Annotated in this window: 13 protein-coding genes and 2 pseudogenes; 10 read left to right on the top strand and 5 right to left on the bottom strand. The window is 67.7% G+C overall.

The genetic code is table 11. From position 1 onward, the window contains the following. From MKK75_RS07040 to MKK75_RS07030, 3 genes and pseudogenes are all read left to right on the top strand, one after another. A pseudogene (locus tag MKK75_RS07040) lies at nucleotides 1-324 on the top strand (hypothetical protein); the annotation flags it as partial. 627 nt (nucleotides 325-951) lie between these two features. Next, nucleotides 952-1,206, top strand: a complete 255-nt coding sequence (locus tag MKK75_RS07035; RefSeq protein ID WP_244041896.1) for a 3',5'-cyclic-nucleotide phosphodiesterase — start codon at nucleotides 952-954, stop codon at nucleotides 1,204-1,206. A 22-nt stretch (nucleotides 1,207-1,228) separates the two neighbouring features. Continuing rightward, nucleotides 1,229-1,651 carry an integron gene (locus tag MKK75_RS07030; protein ID WP_244041895.1) on the top strand — a complete coding sequence of 141 codons (423 nt, stop codon included), beginning with the start codon at nucleotides 1,229-1,231 and terminating at the stop codon, nucleotides 1,649-1,651. 343 nt (nucleotides 1,652-1,994) lie between these two features. Here the strand turns inward: MKK75_RS07030 and MKK75_RS07025 are convergent, their stop codons facing one another. Continuing rightward, nucleotides 1,995-2,273, bottom strand: a complete 279-nt coding sequence (locus tag MKK75_RS07025; protein WP_244041894.1) for a hypothetical protein — start codon at nucleotides 2,271-2,273, stop codon at nucleotides 1,995-1,997. A 510-nt stretch (nucleotides 2,274-2,783) separates the two neighbouring features. Here MKK75_RS07025 and MKK75_RS07020 point away from each other — a divergent pair. After that, complete coding sequence (locus MKK75_RS07020; protein ID WP_244041893.1) at nucleotides 2,784-3,146, top strand: hypothetical protein; 363 nt, start codon at nucleotides 2,784-2,786, stop codon at nucleotides 3,144-3,146. On the opposite strand, the pseudogene MKK75_RS07015 reads toward MKK75_RS07020, so the two are convergent. Continuing rightward, a pseudogene (locus tag MKK75_RS07015) lies at nucleotides 3,115-3,444 on the bottom strand (hypothetical protein); the annotation flags it as partial. The gene MKK75_RS07020 and the pseudogene MKK75_RS07015 sit on opposite strands and share 32 nt — an antisense overlap. 219 nt (nucleotides 3,445-3,663) lie before the next feature. Here MKK75_RS07015 and MKK75_RS07010 point away from each other — a divergent pair. Next, the gene (locus MKK75_RS07010) at nucleotides 3,664-4,431 is read left to right on the top strand and encodes a hypothetical protein (RefSeq protein WP_244041892.1); all 768 of its coding nucleotides are present in this window, start codon (nucleotides 3,664-3,666) and stop codon (nucleotides 4,429-4,431) included. Between the two features lie 94 nt (nucleotides 4,432-4,525). Further along, entirely contained in the window at nucleotides 4,526-5,371 is an 846-nt protein-coding gene (locus tag MKK75_RS07005) for a transglutaminase-like domain-containing protein (protein WP_244041891.1), read from the top strand. A gap of 381 nt (nucleotides 5,372-5,752) precedes the next feature. Here MKK75_RS07005 and MKK75_RS07000 read toward each other — a convergent pair whose 3' ends face one another. Then, the gene (locus tag MKK75_RS07000) at nucleotides 5,753-6,226 is read right to left on the bottom strand and encodes a DUF1236 domain-containing protein (protein WP_244041890.1); all 474 of its coding nucleotides are present in this window, start codon (nucleotides 6,224-6,226) and stop codon (nucleotides 5,753-5,755) included. 197 nt (nucleotides 6,227-6,423) lie between these two features. Between MKK75_RS07000 and MKK75_RS06995 the strand changes: the two genes are divergently transcribed. The 3 genes from MKK75_RS06995 to MKK75_RS06985 all read left to right on the top strand — a co-directional run bounded on the left by MKK75_RS06995 (nucleotide 6,424) and on the right by MKK75_RS06985 (nucleotide 10,800). Beyond that, complete coding sequence (locus MKK75_RS06995; RefSeq protein ID WP_244041889.1) at nucleotides 6,424-9,087, top strand: MHYT domain-containing protein; 2,664 nt, start codon at nucleotides 6,424-6,426, stop codon at nucleotides 9,085-9,087. Nucleotides 9,088-9,201: 114 nt separating this feature from the next. Beyond that, nucleotides 9,202-9,672 carry a cation:proton antiporter gene (locus MKK75_RS06990; RefSeq protein ID WP_244041888.1) on the top strand — a complete coding sequence of 157 codons (471 nt, stop codon included), beginning with the start codon at nucleotides 9,202-9,204 and terminating at the stop codon, nucleotides 9,670-9,672. Between the two features lie 156 nt (nucleotides 9,673-9,828). Continuing rightward, on the top strand, nucleotides 9,829-10,800 hold the full coding sequence (locus MKK75_RS06985; RefSeq protein ID WP_244041887.1) for a cation:proton antiporter: 972 nt from the start codon (nucleotides 9,829-9,831) through the stop codon (nucleotides 10,798-10,800). Between the two features lie 317 nt (nucleotides 10,801-11,117). Here MKK75_RS06985 and MKK75_RS06980 read toward each other — a convergent pair whose 3' ends face one another. Beyond that, nucleotides 11,118-12,632: a carbohydrate porin gene (locus MKK75_RS06980; protein ID WP_244041886.1), complete on the bottom strand. Its 1,515-nt coding sequence runs from the start codon at nucleotides 12,630-12,632 to the stop codon at nucleotides 11,118-11,120. Between the two features lie 273 nt (nucleotides 12,633-12,905). On the opposite strand from MKK75_RS06980, the gene MKK75_RS06975 reads away from it, so the two are divergent. Beyond that, complete coding sequence (locus MKK75_RS06975; RefSeq protein ID WP_244041885.1) at nucleotides 12,906-13,868, top strand: CorA family divalent cation transporter; 963 nt, start codon at nucleotides 12,906-12,908, stop codon at nucleotides 13,866-13,868. Between the two features lie 385 nt (nucleotides 13,869-14,253). Here the strand turns inward: MKK75_RS06975 and MKK75_RS06970 are convergent. Further along, nucleotides 14,254-16,679: aminotransferase class I/II-fold pyridoxal phosphate-dependent enzyme (locus MKK75_RS06970; RefSeq protein ID WP_244041884.1), on the bottom strand; the 2,426-nt coding region annotated here is incomplete at its 5' end.

Raw genomic sequence — 16,679 nt, 5'->3', positions numbered from 1 at the left:
CTGCAAACCATTGGGCAGCCTCTTCCGGAGGTTCCGGGCCGCAACCGCACGGTGGATACCTGTCGTGCCACCGTGCTGAGCGAAGCGACCAAGGCCGGCATGAAGCAGGTCGAGGCGGTCTCGGCGGGCGCGGATCGGACTGACAAGAAGGGCGACTACTTCGCGCCGGTGCTGTTCCGCATCGCCTACGAGCGGCCGATGATGTACGAAGTGCGCCAGGCGGCGATGATCTGCGTCGTCAGCCGCAAGGGTGCGATCGTCGACGCCTATATGCCGGCTGATGCGTCGGTCATCACGCAATGGCCGGCCCTCAGCCGCGAGTGAGCTGACGGCGCCAGCTTACCGCGCCTGCTGAAGTCCCGCATCCTCCCGTCAGCCCGCCTGAGTCGTTCGCGACACCGTAAAGCATGCGGCGGGCTAGCATGCGACGATAGGCAATCGTGGACCAGTTCCCGGCGTTGGCCGGGCCGTCCCGTGAGGATCGGTGCGGCGGGACTGGAGAACGCAAGCGCCGGCTCGCGGCCCTCGATAATCGCCAACACGCGGGTCCAGTCCTAAGCACCCGCCGGACGCATCGTGGGCGTGCAAGGTTTCGCTAACCGACGGCCGTCACCGTCGTCGATATGTCTAAGCGAACGACACGAACCCTGAGAGGCGTTCTCTGGATCGCCGCCCTCGCACTGTGCTGCTTGTCGGCCGGGAAGCTGGTGGAAGCCAACCGCCCCGCGGAACGAACGATCGCACACCTTCCGTCTGCCGATCCCACGACCACCGGAGCCATCGACCAAGCCCCTCTCCGGTGGTGTGGGGCCGCTCCCTGGTGCCGCTGAGGTAATACTGGCAGCGCCATCTTCCCGCCTGCTCGGGCCTGCAGAATGGGTTCCAGCGGTGCATGGATCGGACAAGCCGGTGCGCTCTCGATACCGCCATCTCTCGTGATAGGCAGCCATCATGCGCACCACCCGCATCGCTCTCGGTTTTACCGCCAGTCTTCTCGCATGGAGCGTGGCCGCAGTTGCTGCGCCGGAGACCACGCGGGGCAACAAGGATCTGAAGACTTATTGCTCCGGTGATGCGGTGACTTTCTGCACCGGCAACGATCCGAACAGCCCGGAGATGGATGCCTGCTTCCAGAAGAACATGGACAAGATCTCGGAGAACTGCCGCCGCGCTATCACGGCCTACAAGGCTGGCGGTGGCAAGTAGGTCAGCGGTGCGCGGGCATGGGATGCGACGCACCAAATCCTCGACCCTGATGGCGTTAGGGCTTGGGCAGCTTCTCACGCTTGTGCTGCCCAGTCTCGCCCTGGCTGAGACAGCGCCCCTGAACGTGCCGATCCTGATGCATGGATCAATCGGCGATGACGCTTGCCCCGAGAAAGGACACGTCGTCGAAGTCGGATCAGCGCCGGACGGCTTTCTCCCAGTACAGAGCGGGCCGGGCGAAGCGCCGTTCCGCGAGATCGGACGCCTGCACGACGGTGACATGGTGGTGGTCTGCGAAAAACTCGGGCCGTGGCTCGGCGTCGTCTACGGTTCTGCGACGCTCGGCTGCCAAACGACGATCCTCGTACCCGTCGAGCAAACGTACACCGGTCCCTGTGACCACGGCTGGGTCATGGCCCGTAGTGTCAGCGTTGGCGGGAAGTGACAGTTGGTCTGGCCACTTCGGACGATATGCTCTGCGGCGTCAGCTCGTAGGTCACTCGTCGTTGGTTTCGGGGGCCTCGTAACAAAGGCAAGCGAACTCGACGAGGCCGGCTAGAATTCCAATCACGCAAACAGCTGCGATAGGCATTGATCGCTCCTGTTGAGCGCTGGCTTCACTGATGGAAGGGAATTGGGGACACATGTCCGCCCGCGCTAGGGTGCGTCCGCCCATTGCGCGAAAAAGCCCCGCGCGGCTGAGCCGGCGGGGCTGAGGAGGTCCGCAGTCTCAGGAACGAACTGGCGTGTGCTGAAGCAAAGCCTGTTCCGTGCCTGTGTCTAAATCGTCACTTCCCGCCACCGCTGCCGGTCGAGCCGACCCGCGAGGGCTGCCCCTCATTGCCGGCAACTGCGGAGTCCGTGGCGATACCATCGGCGGCACGGCCAGTTGGGGAATAAGTTGCTGCCGGCGCATCGCCGGTCGAACCGGGCTGGCGGGTGACCACGCCAGGTGCGCAGGGCGGGACGATAACGGTGGTGCTGTTCGGGGTCTCGAAGACGGCCTGCGCGTAAGCGGGTGTCGCGAACGCCGAGGCAATGACGGCGGCTAGAGCGAGCTTGTTCACGGTGATTCCCTGACGGTTTGGTGCGGCAGGAAACTCCGGAAGCAACTGACAACTAGGATTGCGCACAATCGATCCGGTGGGCGGGGGACGTCGGCAGACCGGTGTGTGCCCGCACACGCAGGATACAAACGGCAACGCACGCTTCTTCGACAGCGAAGGCCCAATCCGCGTTCCGCATCGGCGCGCCGTTCCGCATCAAAACATTATGTGTCCCGACCTCTCACCATCGTCAGATCTACCGCGGGACGCATCGCCAATGAGCTGCCGAGAAATAGCGGGCGACGATCAGCGACGCGACCCCGTGCGGAGCGTCTCGGGTGGCAGGTGGACATAGCTATGCGGTCAGTGTCTGCAGCCGGACCGTCTGACGAACACATCATGGGCCATATAGAGCCGTCGGTCAGAACGCGTTGATGGAGCCGGCCATTGACTTAAAATCGTAGCATGCTCGTATACAGCCAACGGGCTTGCACCGCATTACAGTGCTTCAGGCAGAGCGGGCTCGGGGTCATGGCCGAAACGATCATACCGCTACGCCTGCGAGATGAAGATCATTCTGCCCTCGCCCGCGTCGACGTCACCGCGGCGGGGATGCTCGCCCGAGGCCAGGCGGCGACCCTACAGGCGGCGAGGGTCGAGGTGATCCTGGCCGACCTGAGAGGTCACCGCGACCAGATGACGACCCTGCTCGCAGATCTACGCGCGCGGCGGCCGACCGAAGACCCGGGGATCGATACCGCGAACGCAAACCTCGTCACGGCGATCAATCAGGGTGTCGCGCAGATCGACCTGTTTATCGCACGTGCGCAGGTCCTAGAGGCGGAAGCTGCGAACTCCGACGCTAATGCCGGTAGCGCTCCGCCAGAACCATGAGAGACTGAGCCAGCTCCGTGAGGTTGGCCGAGGCGGATTCCACCTGCCGCGTGCCGGCCGCGGTCTGCTGGCTCGCCTGCCGGATGTTCTGGAGCGCGCCCATCACCTGCTCGATCCCGAGCTGCTGCTGGTTCGTGGAGGCCACGATCTGCTGGAAGGTCCGGACGTTCTCCTCCACCCGGGCGGTGATCTCCTCGATGGTCCGCTGCGTCGTGTCGGAGCGGGTCTTGCCGGCGGCGGCGCGCTTGACCGCCTCCTCGGTGAGCATCACCGACGTGTTGATGCCCCGCTGGATCTCGCGCCTCCCTGACCGAGACGCTGGCCACTCGCAACAAGGAGATGGCCGCTCTCGACGACCGGCTCGGGACGAACCGCCAGGAACTCTCGGCGGCCCAGGCCAAGCTCGCGGAAGCCCGGAGGGACTCTCGGACCAGGCACTGGGCATGACGGTGCATCCGGTTCCACCCCAGCCGGTGGCTCCGGCATCGGCTCCGAAAGCCGATTGAGTCGGATCGCGGTGACGACCTCCGTCCTACTCTCCGCGGCCCTGGCGGCTGTCCTGCTTGCGGTCGTACATGTCGTGACGCCGACCCTCCGATTCCTCGACGGCTCGCCACGAAGCGTCTGGCTTTCCGCCGCGGGCGGGGTCGCGGTGGCCTACGTGTTCGTCCACTTCCTCCCGGAACTGGCCGGTGGCGAGGCCAGCGTCGGCCGCATGGCCGGGGACACCTTCGGCGGCTTCTCGGAGCGCCACGTCTACCTGATCGCGCTCGCCGGCCTGATGGCGTGCTACGGGCTCGACCGGCTCGCCAAGGTCGGCCGCTCCCGCCGGGCGGGCATCCCAGTTACCGACTCTGTCGGCGCCTCGGTCGACGTCGGCACCGGGGCCGGGGTGTTCTGGATCCACATGGGGTCCTTCCGCCTCTACAACGGCCTCGTCGGCTATCTGCTCCTCCATCGCGAGGCGACGGGGCCCGCATCGCTGGCCTTCTTCACGGTGGCCATGGCGCTGCACTTCGTCGTCACCGACTACGGCCTGAACGAGGACCACAAGGCCGCCTACCGCAGGATCGGGCGCTGGGTCCTTGTCGTCGCCGTGCTCGCAGGTTTCGCCGTCGGCGCGGCCACGTTGGTCTCGGACGCGGCTATCGCCGCCTTGACGGCTTTTCTCGGCGGCGTGATCCTCAACGTCCTCAAGGACGAGGTCCCGAGCGAGCGCCAGAGCCGATTTTGGGCCTTCGTGCTCGGGGCCGCCGGATACTCCGCGTTGCTGCTTACGCTTTGAGCCGGTCTCCCCCGGGCGGGGCACGGCCCATGCAGGCATCGCCGGACACCGCCGAACCGAAGATGCGGCGAACCTCCCAACCACGGGGTAGAACATGAGGATCAGGGCTGGATACACCATCGGCTACGACACGTTCGGTCCGACGCCGATCATCTACCAGTTGAACGTCCACCCCTCCCGCGACCACGACCTGCTGACCTCGGATGCGATGCGGGCCGACCCGCCGGTACCGATGCGGGCCTACACGGATGGGTTCGGCAACAAATGCGTTCGCCTCGTCTCCCCGGGCGGGCGGATGACGATCTCGGCGGACTTCCTGATCGCCGACAGCGGCGAGCCCGACGCCTACGCGCCCGACGCCCGGCAGATCGCCGTCCAGGACTTGCCGGACGACGTGCTCGTCTATCTGCTAGGCTCGCGCTACTGTGACACCGATAAGCTCGCCGGCACGGCCTGGTCGTTGTTCGGTAACGCCGCCGAGGGGTGGGGACGGGTTCAGGCCATCGTCACCTGGGCGCACGAGCGCATCCGTTTCGACTACCAACTTGCCGACGCGACGCGCTCTGCCTTCGATGGGTACCACCAGCGGGTAGGCGTCTGCCGCGACTTCGCCCACCTCGCAGTGACGCTGTGCCGGTGCATGAACATCCCGGCGCGGTACTGCACCGGCTATCTCGGCGACATCGGGGTGCCGGTGGACCCCAACCCGATGGATTTCTCGGCGTGGTTCGAAGTTTATCTTGAAGGCCCCGAAGGTCTCCGCTGGTACACTTTCGACGCCCGCCATGACGCCAGACGGATCGGCCGCATCGTCATAGCCCGCGGGCGCGACGCGACGGACGTCGCCATCTCGACCAGCTTCGGTACGGCCCTGTTGGCGCGGTTCGACGTCCACACCGTCGAGGTCGCCGACGACTTCATTCTGCCGTCCCACGACTGACGGCAGAAGTTCCGGCCGCGCGGTAGTTCATTCCTAGAAGGGAAGGTTCTATGCGGACGGCCACCCTGTTTTTCGTGCGACGGACGCTGCCGTTCGTAGGGGCAATCCATGGCTGACATGGTCGCATTGAGAGCGGTTGACCCTACCGCCGTCGTCGAACGATGCCACCGCACCTTGGCTACGCTCGCCGACAACGACAACGAGCGGAAGGGCGTTAGCGCCGCGGCCTAGGCCGCGGTCCTTGGCCTACTCATCGCCTCGACGGCTGCCGTCGTGACTCGTCTTCGCTTCCTGTCCTGACCGGTCCCCTTCGGGCGGACCTTGGACGAAGGCCGGGAAGGAGGCTCGAACCCGCAGGTCCGGGCCTGCGTAATGCGGTGGTCAGTTGATGACTTCGACGATGCAGCCACTGCCACGCTCGACCAGGACAGTATGGCCGTTCACAACGGTGTAGCGTGTTCCGCGGGCACCATACTCCTCCGGGACGTCGTAGCAGCTCACGCCCGCCGACGGCAGAACGGTGCCGACGCGGACGTCGCCGTCGTACGCGTAGGAAGCCCGGCTTTCGCCGCGGACGTAGGTGCGGAAGCGCGGGCGGTCGTCGACGCCGAGGATACCGTCGACGGTGCCGGTGGCTGCGCCGATGGCGCCGCCGACGATGGCGCCGATGGGTCCGCCGGCCGCACGGCCGTCGTCGGCTCCCTCCTGCGCCCCACGCACCAGGCCCTGCGACTGTGCGGCGATGGGTATGGCCAACGCCAGGGCGGCGATGATGAGGGTCTTCGTTTTTAGGGTGGTTATCCCGTTCCCGCCATCGGCGACCGTCCTTTTGGATGGCCGCGGGCGCGGTGTCATGCCGGAAGCTCTTTCCGGTAGAACCAACCAATGGGAAGGGGATGCAGGCGGATTTAGGTCCGATCCGACTGACTGAGGCATGCATCACGATCTTGGCAGCCGCATCCCCTCCCGACGCATACGAGGCCTGAGTGCTTATTGCCCCAAGTCTGCTCAGTTCCTGGTTCATTAAGCGACCGGCATCCACTGGAACTCCCATGGTTCATACCGGCTACGACCCCGCCCTTGTGGCACTCTCCGTCGCCATTGCGGTGTTCGCCTCGTATACGGCGCTCGACCTCGGCGCCCGCGTCCGCGGGGCTTCGACCGGCCTGCGCTGGGCCTGGGTCGCCGCGGCCTCCGTTGCGATGGGGGGTGGGATCTGGGCGATGCACTTCGTCGGCATGCTCGCCTTCGAGATGGGAATGCCCGCAGCCTACGACCTCGGCATCACGGTCATCTCGCTCCTGATCGCCGTCATCGCCACGGGGGGGGCCTTCGCCTGGGTCAGCCGCAAGGAGGCCGGCCCTCGCGACGCCCTTGTCAGCGGCCCGCTGATGGGCGCCGGGGTCGCCGGAATGCATTATGCCGGGATGGCGGCGATGCGGGTGCCCGGCAACCTCGCCTACAGCCTGCCCGCCGTCGCGGCCTCCATCGGCATCGCGATCGTCGCGGCGACCGCGGCGCTGTGGCTGACTTTCCGGCAGAACGAGGTCTGGGAGAAGCTGGTCGCCGCGAGCGTGATGGGCTTGGCCGTCGCCGGGATGCACTACACCGGCATGGCCGCGGCGACCTTCACGACCGAGGATGCCTGGGCGCACGCCGCCCACGTCGGCGGCGTGGGTATGGGCCAGCAGCACCTCGCCCTGTACGTCGCGGGCGCGGCCTTCATCATCCTGTTCATGGCCATTGTCGCATCCTCGTTCGACCAGCAGCGGGTGCAACGCCATTTGCATGCCAGCGAGGGCCGCTTCCGGGCCGCCGCCGAGGCGGTCGGCGACATCATCTGGACCGCCGACGCGCGGGGCGCCATGACGGGCCCGCAGCTATACTGGCAGGTCTACACCGGTCAGTCCGAGGCCGAATGCAAGGGCGTGGGCTGGGCCGAGGCCGTACACCCCGACGATGTCGAGCCGACCAAGGCGGCGTGGCGTGAGGCTGTCGCGGCGAACAGGGGCTACGAGCTTCGGCACCGAGTCCGGAATCGGGACGGCGAATACCGCCTGTTCGCGGTCAAGGGACGGCCGGTGCGCAACCCTGACGGGACGATCCGCGAGTGGGTCGGCGTCCACGCCGACATCACCGAGCGCGAGGCGTACGAGACGGCGCTGGAGGCGGCCCGCGATGCCGCCGAGGAACACAGCCGCGCCAAGAGCCGGTTCCTGGCCAACATGAGCCATGAGCTGCGCACGCCGCTCTCGGCCGTGATCGGCTACTCCGAGATGCTGGAGGAGGAGGCCGAGGAGCTCGGCCAGGACAGCCTCCTCAAGGACCTCGGGAAGATCAAGTCGAACGCGCAGCACCTCCTCGGGCTGATCAACGACGTGCTCGACCTGTCGAAGGTCGAGGCCGAGAAGATGGAACTCTACCCTGAGGACATTGACGTCGCGGCCTTCGTCGCGGACGCTGCGGGCACCGTCGATGCGCTGGTCGCCAAGAAGGGCAACGTTCTCGTCTTGGACGTAGCCAATGACGTCGGCCGGGCGCGCACGGACGCGACCAAGCTGCGGCAGTGCGTATTCAACCTGTTGTCGAACGCGGCCAAGTTCACCGAGGGCGGCACCATCACGCTGAGTGCCGCCCGCGAGGTCGAAGCTGTCGGCGACTGGCTCCGGTTCACGGTGCAGGACACCGGTATTGGCATGAATCCCGAACAGGTCGGGCGGCTGTTCGAGCGGTTCACCCAAGCCGACGAGAGCACCACGCGCAACTATGGCGGTACCGGCCTCGGTCTGGCTCTGAGCCGCGCCTTCGCCCAGTTGCTCGGCGGCGACATCACGGTCGACAGCGTCGAGGGCCAGGGGACAAGCTTCACCCTGCGCGTCCCGGCAGCGGCTCCCGAGCAGGTTTTCGAAGCGGCACCGGCGGTTCCCGAGAACCAGGTGACGGTGGGCGACCTCGTGCTGGTCATCGACGACGAGGCTAACCAACGCGAGCTGATGACCCGGTTCCTCGAACGCCAACGCTTTGCCGTGCGCACGGCCAGCGACGGACGAACAGGCCTCGACCTCGCCAAGTCGCTCAAGCCACGTGCGATCCTACTCGACGTGATGATGCCGGAGATGGACGGCTGGTCGGTGCTGGCCGCCCTGAAGGCTGATCCGGAGACCGCCGCCATCCCCGTGGTCATGGTGAGTTTCGTCGCCGACGCGGCGCTGAGTGCCTCGCTCGGGGCGGTGGAGGCGGTACCCAAGCCGGTGGACTGGACGCGGCTCCGCACGATCCTGGACCAGTTCCGGGCGGTCGACGGCGACGTGCTCTTGGTCGACGACGACGCCGACATGCGCCACCGCCTCCGGACGGTGCTGGAGCGCAACGGCTGGAGCGTGCGCGAGGCCGGGAACGGCTGCGAGGCGCTCAACCAGGTCCGGCACGGCGTGCCACGCCTCGTGCTGCTCGATCTGACCATGCCGGTCATGGACGGGTTCTCGTTTCTCGACCGGCTCCGGGACCTGCCCGGCTGCGCCGAGGTCCCAGTGGTGGTGCTGAGTGCTCGGGACATCACGGTGGTGGAACGCGAGCGCTTGTCCGAGGCCGACCAAATCCTGCGCAAGGGCGACACCAGCCTGCAAGACATCGCCACCGAGCTGCGCAAGCTCGACAATCGTCAGACGGACGCCGGGGATGCGACCCCGACAGGGGCCTTGGCGGGAGTCCCATAGGCTCCAACCCGTAGTAGGGCATGTGATCCGACCCGCACGACGGCGGAGGTGCCGATCCCTCGGCCGGTGAAACGTCGGACGGTCGCGACGACAGGTTTGCCCGGAGGGGGATGGATGGAACACGGTTTGGCAACGGCCGTCCTCTGCATCGTGGGCGGCGGCATAGCCGCCCAGGTACTCGCAGCGCGCCTGCGCATCCCCGCCATCGTGCTGCTGCTCGCGCTCGGGTTCCTTGTCGGACCCGTGCTCGGCTTGCTGCACCCGTCCCGCGAATTCGGGGAAAACTTGCGCCCCTTGATCGGCTTGGCGGTGGCCATCGTGGTGTTCGAGGGTGGCCTCGCGCTCGATTACCGCGAACTCAGGGCCTCCGGGGAAGGTGTTCTCCGGCTCACCGCCTTCGCGCTGCCCATCAACTTTGTCCTCGGCACCCTCGCGGGGCCCCTCATCGGCAGGATGATGAGGGGCCCCGCGTCGGTGTTCGGCGCCATCCTCGTCGTCACCGGGCCGACCGTGATCCTGCCGCTGCTGCGCCACGCCCGCCTGAAGCGCCGGTCCGCCGCCTTCCTGAGTGGGAGGCCATCGTGAACGATCCGGTCGGGGCCATCCTCACGGCGGTCGTCATCAAGATCCTGGTGGGCGTGCCGCACGGTGCCGGCGAGACCCCGGCGGTTGCACTGGCGATCCACCTCGCCGAGGGCGTGCTGGTGGCGGGGGGGGCTCGGCGTTGGCTTCGCCCTATTGGTGGCCTGGGCGTTCCGGCGGGATCTCGTCCCGGAAACGCTCAAGACGCCGGTGCTGCTCGCGCTCACGCTCGTCGCCTACGTCGTCCCGAACCTGCTCATGCACGAGGCCGGGCTGATCGGCGCGACCGTGTTCGGGATCGCGCTGGCGAACCGCCACGTGCCGGACTTGGGCGAGTTGCGTCGGTTCAAGGAGGCGCTTGTTGTGCTGCTGGTATCGTGCCTGTTCATCGTACTCACCGCCGACCTCGACCTCGGCGTCCTCGGTAAGCTGTCCTTGCCCATCCTCGCTCTTACGGCCGCCGTCCTGTTCGCGGTCCGCCCGGCCGCCATCTGGCTCGCGACGCTGGGAAGCGACCTGTCGCGGCGGGAGCGGCTGTTCGTGGGCTGGATCGGCCCCCGCGGCATCGTCGCGGCCGCCGTCGCCGGTTTGGCCGGTCCCCGTCTGAGCGAGGCGGGCTACGCTGGCGGCGACCTGATCCAGCCCACCGTATTCGCAGTCATTGTGGCCACGGTCATCCTTCATGGCTTCTCGCTGGGACCGCTGGTCCGGCGACTGGGCCTGTCCACCGCGGCCGAGACCCAACGGCTCGCTGTCGTCGGCGCGTCCCCATGGGCGAGCGACATGGTCATCGCCCTGCATCGCGCGGGCGTGCCGGTGGTGCTGATCGACACCTATCCCGGCGCGCTCCAGTCCGCTCGTGCCGCGGGTGTGCCAACGCTGCAGGCCGAGCTCATGTCGCGGCATGCCGAGGAAGGTCTTGCCGACCACCCCCTGAACCATATGCTCGCTGCGACCCGGGACGAGCTCTACAACGCGCTGGTGTGCACTCGGTTGGCCCCGAGATCGGCCGCGAGCGCGTCTACCAACTCGCGCCGTCGGAGGACCACTTCCTGCACGAGGACACGGGCGTTAGCCGGGATACCCGCGGCAAGATTCTCGGTGATGGCAAATTCGACTTCGATGCCCTGACCGGGCGGCACGAGGCCGGCTGGCGATTCGAAGTCGTCCCCACAAACGCGGGGTCGCAGACCGACGCGGTCACCCTGCTGATCATCAAGACGGATGGGGCGGTCGAACTCCTCTCGGTCGACAACGAGTGTGCCACCCCCGACGAGGGTGACCGCATGCTTGCCTTCGCCGCGCCGAATATTCCTCGCCTCGACATGGCGGAAGAACCGTCTTCGGTGCACGCCTGACGAGCGCTATCCGAACGGCGTTCAAGCTCATAGGGTTCGCACTCGGGTCGGTTGGCGATTTCCAATGGCCCGCATGAAGTCGAACCTCGCTTAGTAGGTCAGCGTCGCCCGAAGGCCGACGACCGTGGCGTTCCGTATTCGCCGCCCGAGGTCGTCGCGCGGGTCAGGGATGTTGCCCCCTGGGTGGAAGACGTACTGCAGGTTCGGCTGCACTGTGACGCCCGGGGCGAGGACCGCTTGGTACGTCGCCTCGACCAAGGCCTCGAACCGTCGGCGTGGCATCGCGATGCCCGTCTCCAGAATGGTGTCGCGGTCTGCGCCCCGGACCGACGGCGAGATGCGCGCGTATGAAACCGCCACGCCCGCTGTGTCGTTCGACCGCCCAGGCAGCAGCCCGCGATAGCCGATGCCCGCGTCGAGGTAGAGGTCGATTAGGTTGCGGTCGCCCGGCGATGTCACTGCCCGCAGGAAGGCACTGGCGCCCTGGCCGCCATCGTCCGGCTCTCGGTAGATCGTCTGGTCGATGATCCCGTAGAGGCCGTCGTCGCCCCGGAACCTGCGGGCGACCCCGCTGGTCGAGGAGTCGGCGAGTGAGCGCCCGATGTCGTCGACCCGGAGGGAATCGAACCGACCGAAATGGTGCCAGCCCCCGAGCGTCACCGTCCCGGGCTCGTCCAGAACCTGGCCGGACCCGGCCCGTTCCTCGAAGTTGTACGCGTAGGCGGCCTCCGCGATCAGGAACGCCGGGTCGGACAGCCTGAAGTTCGTACCGGTGCGGTCACGCCGCTGCGGATCCGGGTCGTTCCACGCCCGCGCCGGACCGGCTGGGTCGCCGTCGAACAGACCGACCTGGAACGACAGGTTCGGGGTCGGGAGGTACTTGGCCCGGACCGCGGGCGCGCCGAATGGGTAGGCCGGGCCGCCGCTCGGCAGGTTGGTGCCGGCGATGGTCGGCCAGCCGAACGTCGAGTTGATGAACAGCGTCGCGGTCTGACTAACGAGGAACTCGGTGTCGGCCGCCACCTGCCCGAGCTTGACCGCCAGTTGCCCGTCGAGGATCTGCTGCTCGACCCAGAGTTCGTACAGGCGCGTGGACGGCAGCGCCTCCAGTTCGCTGACCACGGCCAGGTCGTTGACGGCGGCCCGGGACAGCCCGGCACCGTTGATCTGGTAGGCCTCGACCCGGAACGCTGCGCCGCGCCAGCCGGCGAAGCGGTCGAGGTCGGCGTCGAGCTGCATGTCGAGCCGCCCTAGGACCGTCGCAGTCCGGCGCGTGCCGCCGCTGGTGTCGCCGAGGATGTCGGTGATGGCATTGAAGCTGAGGACGACCCCGCGGTCGGAGAGGAAGCGACGCAGGCCGGTCGGGTCCGCCGCGTCGCCCAGGGTCGCCTGGATCGAGGTAGTAGCTACCGCCGACGGCTTGCCGGATACCTCGGGCTGGGCGACCGAGGTGCGCGGATCGCCGCCCGCGCCGGTGTTCGCGGACTGAGCGACCGCTACGATGGGTACGAAGCCCAGGGACAGGGCGACGGCGAAAGCGACATGGGACGCTCGCGCGTTCCTGGCGTGCCCCCGCCGCGCGAGTTCGGCCGAGGGGTTGGACATCTTGCCCACCGTTCGGAGGCGCCGTGTCGGTTCGATGTCCACCGGGGCGCCCATGCCGCTCGTCGGTCGCCCTCGATTCAGGTACGGGGGTCACCATACGGGCGGAGCACCACCGCTCAAAGTTTCCCGGGTCACGTCGGCCTGCTGTCACCGGGCTGATCATCGAATGGATCACCCATGAAGCCGTTGGACCCACCGGTGGACGCCAGCGCCGCGCTCTCGACCACGACGGGCATGGCAGGACCAACCTGGTCGGGCGAGCCCCTATGGGCCATGGCGTTCGACGCGGATGGGCGGGGGCGGTCCGTCGCGGCTGCAGAGGCGGCGAGGGACATCGACGCGTTCGGCGGTGGGTTCCTATGGCTGCACTACGACCTGGAAGCAGTGGATCTCGCGGGGCCGGCGGGCAGAGGCAGGTTCGGTCCCACCCGCCTCGCCACGGCAGTGTTCGCGCCCGACGAGCACCAGCGTGTCACGGTTGAGGCTGACCACGTAGGGGGCGTCGTCGCCGACCTCGCGCACCCGGGCGCGAAACCTGCCCCAGCGGGCAGGCTCCACTTCGTCATGGGACCGCGCAGCCTCGTCAGCGGCCGCCGCGGACCGGCGGAGAGCCCGGACGCCACCCGCGCCGCGGTCGAAGGCGGCGACACCGTCGCCTCGCCGACATTGCTCCTTGAGACTCTCGTCGGTCACGTCGTAGCGGCGATGGCCACTACCGGGCAAAGACTCTCCGACGCGCTCGACGGCATCGAGGATCACATCCTCGACGGACGGACTCGCAACGACCGCCGAAGGCTCGGGCCGGTCCGCCGCAACGCGGTGCGCCTGCATCGGCAGATCACCGGCCTTGCCGCCGTCTTCCACCGGCTGGAGGCGGACGGGGCCACGGACGACGTGCACGGGCCCGCAATCGCGGCGGCGGCCCGCTTGGCTCAACGCCTAGACGCTCTTGACCGCGACATGACCCTGCAGGCGGAGCGCGCACGGCTGTTGCAAGAGGAGGTGTCCGAACGCATCGCCGAGGCGACCAACCGGCAGCTCTACGTTCTGTCAGTGCTGTCGGCGCTGTTCCTGCCCCCGACCTTCGTAACCGGCCTGTTCGGCATGAACGTGAAGGGTCTTCCCTTGGGCGACGATCAGCACGGTTTCCTCGCCGTGTGCGGCCTCAGCCTGGCATCAGCCGTCCTGGCCTTCGTGGTAATCCGCCTGCTCGGCATCCGACCGCCGCGGGCTTGAGGGCTGCGGCGTTCACCAGCCCGGATGGCGTTGCCGGTCACACGGGTTATCTCAGATTCGATTTCTGGTGTCCCCGCGGGCGGATGTTTTACTCGGCGAAGCGTCCAATCGGACCAACATCAATTCTCGGAGCGGCGCTGATGTGAATGGCCTGACATGACAGCTGCCTCGATGGATGTCCGCTATAGAGGAGCTGCTGACGCTAATCGAATGACCGGAGTGGGCGCAATGCTGCCGCAAGAACGCAGCAGTTCGCCCATCTGGGCAAGCGCTATCATCGGCGAATATTCCCATTCGACCGCGATCAACTCAGTATTGCGTGCGGGCACGCGTATGAGAAGCGATCAGCGCCGAACAACCATGGGCGTGTCTCGACCAGTATGCCTCAGGCCACGCTCGTCTCTGCGAGGTCGCGGTAGGGGCGAAACTTACCCTTGTCGGTCCCGCAATCCGGGCATACCCAGTTCGCCGGTAGCGCGGCGAAGGTGGTCTCGGACCGTGGAGCGTCCGAGGCTTGTTCGCCCTCGTCATAGATGAAGTAGCACCCTCGACAGATGAAGCGGCTGGACGATTCGCCCGGGCCGCGCGGCGTTGTCTCGCTCCCTCGCGGCTCGATCGCCCCGCTCAGCGAGAGTGCATCGCCGAGGACCACCTTCCCGCCCGTCTTCGCCAGCAGGTAGACGCCGAGGTCCTTGTGCCCGAAGCTCGCACGCAGGGCGGGCGGGATGTCCCGGTCGCGCTGGCCGGTGCGCGGATTGACGTTCGTGGCCCCGCATCGCCCGTTGCGCCGATCGACAGTGAGCACGGCGTCACCCACCACGACGTCGTGGCCGACCCAGTCGAACTCCTCCCACGGCTCCAGCCCATCGACGTAGAAGTTCGCGCGGAACCGCAGCGGGTCGAGGCTGGTGCCCCACCGTCGCTCGAGATCCCGCACCGTGGCGAGGTTGATCAACGACAGCACGTTGTCCGGCTTGTCCATGAAATGCCCACCCCGGCTGCGCACCAGCCGCGGAAGGACATCGCCGGTCCCTGCGAGCCGCCCGAAAATCTCCTCCGCACGCGCGCGGCCCTCGGGCGTGTCGAGCGGCAGCGTGAGCTGCACGTCACCGTCGACCTCGACGGTCATCCGCATCGTCCCGAGGTCCAGTGCCGTCCTCGCCCGGGCCAGCCCCTCCTCCAGCATCAGCATCAGGAACAAGCCCTTCTTCGCCCATTTGGGGGCCTCGACGTCGACCGGCACATTCGGCCGCGTGAGGGCGAAGATCCTGTCGAACGGGAACGGGCGACCGGCCTCGAGTTCGACGCCGCGAAGCGGCTCGGCGCTCAGGCCTTTGACGGGGTAGCGATAGATGCCGGCGACGACGGCCATCCGGGTGGGGTCCTTTCTGGAGGGGCGACCCAACGATGGCCGGCGCGGCCGCACCGGGTGAAGGGCCAGTCCGCGCCGGAACGATGGGGCCGGACGGTCCGACACCCCGAAGGCCAGGGGGCGTCCCGCCGCCTCGGGTAGCAGCAGGTCGTCGACGAACGCGTGGTGACGGTCCAGCCGGTCATCAACGACGTCCGAGAGGCGCGCGATCCCCTCGGCGATCTGTTCAGGCGCCGTCCCACCGAAGCCCAGAATCACGCCCCGGCGCGACAGCGGGGAGTCCGTCGTGTCCCAGGCACCGGCCGAGCCTAAGCCATAGATCCCGATTCGGGCCCGCCGCGCCAGAGTCTCGAAGGTCAGGGTCGGCGGAACGCCGGGGGGGAGCCGCCAGAGGACGTGCAGGCCGCCCGACGTGCCGCCGACATCGACCTGCCCAAAATGACGGGCGAGCGCGTCCAGGAGTGCGTCGCGGGACAGCCGATAGGAGGCGCGCAGGCGCGCGAGGTGTGCGGCGTAGGCCCCGCCCGCCATGAAGGCACCGAGCGCGGCCTGCTCGAGCCAAGCCGTGCCGTTGTTGAGCAGCGCCTTCGCGGCCCGGAAGGCCGGGATGAGCCGCGGCGGGACCACCATATACCCGAGCCGCAAGCCCGCCCCGAGCGTCTTCGAGAAGCTGCCGACATGGATCGTGCAGTCCGGCGCAAGCGCGGCGACCGCCGGCAGTGGCGACCCTTCGTAGCGCAGATCCCCGACGCAATCGTTCTCCAGGACGATGCTTTCGTGCCGGCGCGCCCAGGCCGCCAGCACCTCGCGCCGCTCCAGCGACAAGACGGCCCCGGTCGGGAACTGGTGGGCGGGCGTGACGTGGACGATGTCTGCGACCACATCGGGCAAGTCCGCCGTCCGGAGCCCGTCCTGATCGACCAGTACGGCGATGACGTCCGCACCCGCGGCTTCGAAGGCAAAGACCGCGCCCTGCACCGACGGGCTCTCGACAAGGGCGGTCGCGCCCCGGCGCAGGAGGACGTGGGCGCACAGGCTCAGACCCTCCTGCGCGCCGTTGAGGATCAGAACCTGGTTGGGATCGGCCGCGATCGCCCGCGACGCGGCCAGATGGGCGCATAGAGCCGCCCGGAGACCGAATTCGCCGGCCGGGTCGCCGTAGCGTACGAGCTCTTGCGCGCCGCCCGACAGGCACGCCACCAGGTGCCGCCGCCACGCCCGCGTCGGAAAGAGGGAGGGGTTGGGCCGGCCGGGGAAAAAATCGAACGTCAGGCGCTGATGGTGTTCGCCGACGAGGTTCGGGGCGCGCGGGGCGGTTCCGATGCCCCCATTGCCGTGCACCGGAGGCGCGGCGCCCAAGCGGCCGGTCAAAAGGGGCGCGGCTGGTGAGCGGGCGTAGAGGCCGGAGGCGGGACGCGCCTCGGCCAAGGTCTCGAGCA

The organism is Methylobacterium sp. J-030 (assembly GCF_022829545.1).
Lineage (GTDB): Bacteria > Pseudomonadota > Alphaproteobacteria > Rhizobiales > Beijerinckiaceae > Methylobacterium.
This window is presented reverse-complemented; position numbering and strand designations above follow the sequence as displayed.

Bases quoted from the DNA above. Each gene is read 5' to 3' on its own strand.
- MKK75_RS06995 (WP_244041889.1), top strand. From the start codon at position 6,424: ATGGTTCATACCGGCTACGACCCCGCCCTTGTGGCACTCTCCGTCGCC.
- MKK75_RS06975 (WP_244041885.1), top strand. From the start codon at position 12,906: ATGGCGTTCGACGCGGATGGGCGGGGGCGGTCCGTCGCGGCTGCAGAG.
- MKK75_RS07005 (WP_244041891.1), top strand. From the start codon at position 4,526: ATGAGGATCAGGGCTGGATACACCATCGGCTACGACACGTTCGGTCCG.
- MKK75_RS06990 (WP_244041888.1), top strand. From the start codon at position 9,202: ATGGAACACGGTTTGGCAACGGCCGTCCTCTGCATCGTGGGCGGCGGC.
- MKK75_RS07030 (WP_244041895.1), top strand. From the start codon at position 1,229: ATGCGACGCACCAAATCCTCGACCCTGATGGCGTTAGGGCTTGGGCAG.
- MKK75_RS07020 (WP_244041893.1), top strand. From the start codon at position 2,784: ATGGCCGAAACGATCATACCGCTACGCCTGCGAGATGAAGATCATTCT.
- MKK75_RS06980 (WP_244041886.1), bottom strand. From the start codon at position 12,632: ATGTCCAACCCCTCGGCCGAACTCGCGCGGCGGGGGCACGCCAGGAAC.
- MKK75_RS07035 (WP_244041896.1), top strand. From the start codon at position 952: ATGCGCACCACCCGCATCGCTCTCGGTTTTACCGCCAGTCTTCTCGCA.
- MKK75_RS07000 (WP_244041890.1), bottom strand. From the start codon at position 6,226: ATGACACCGCGCCCGCGGCCATCCAAAAGGACGGTCGCCGATGGCGGG.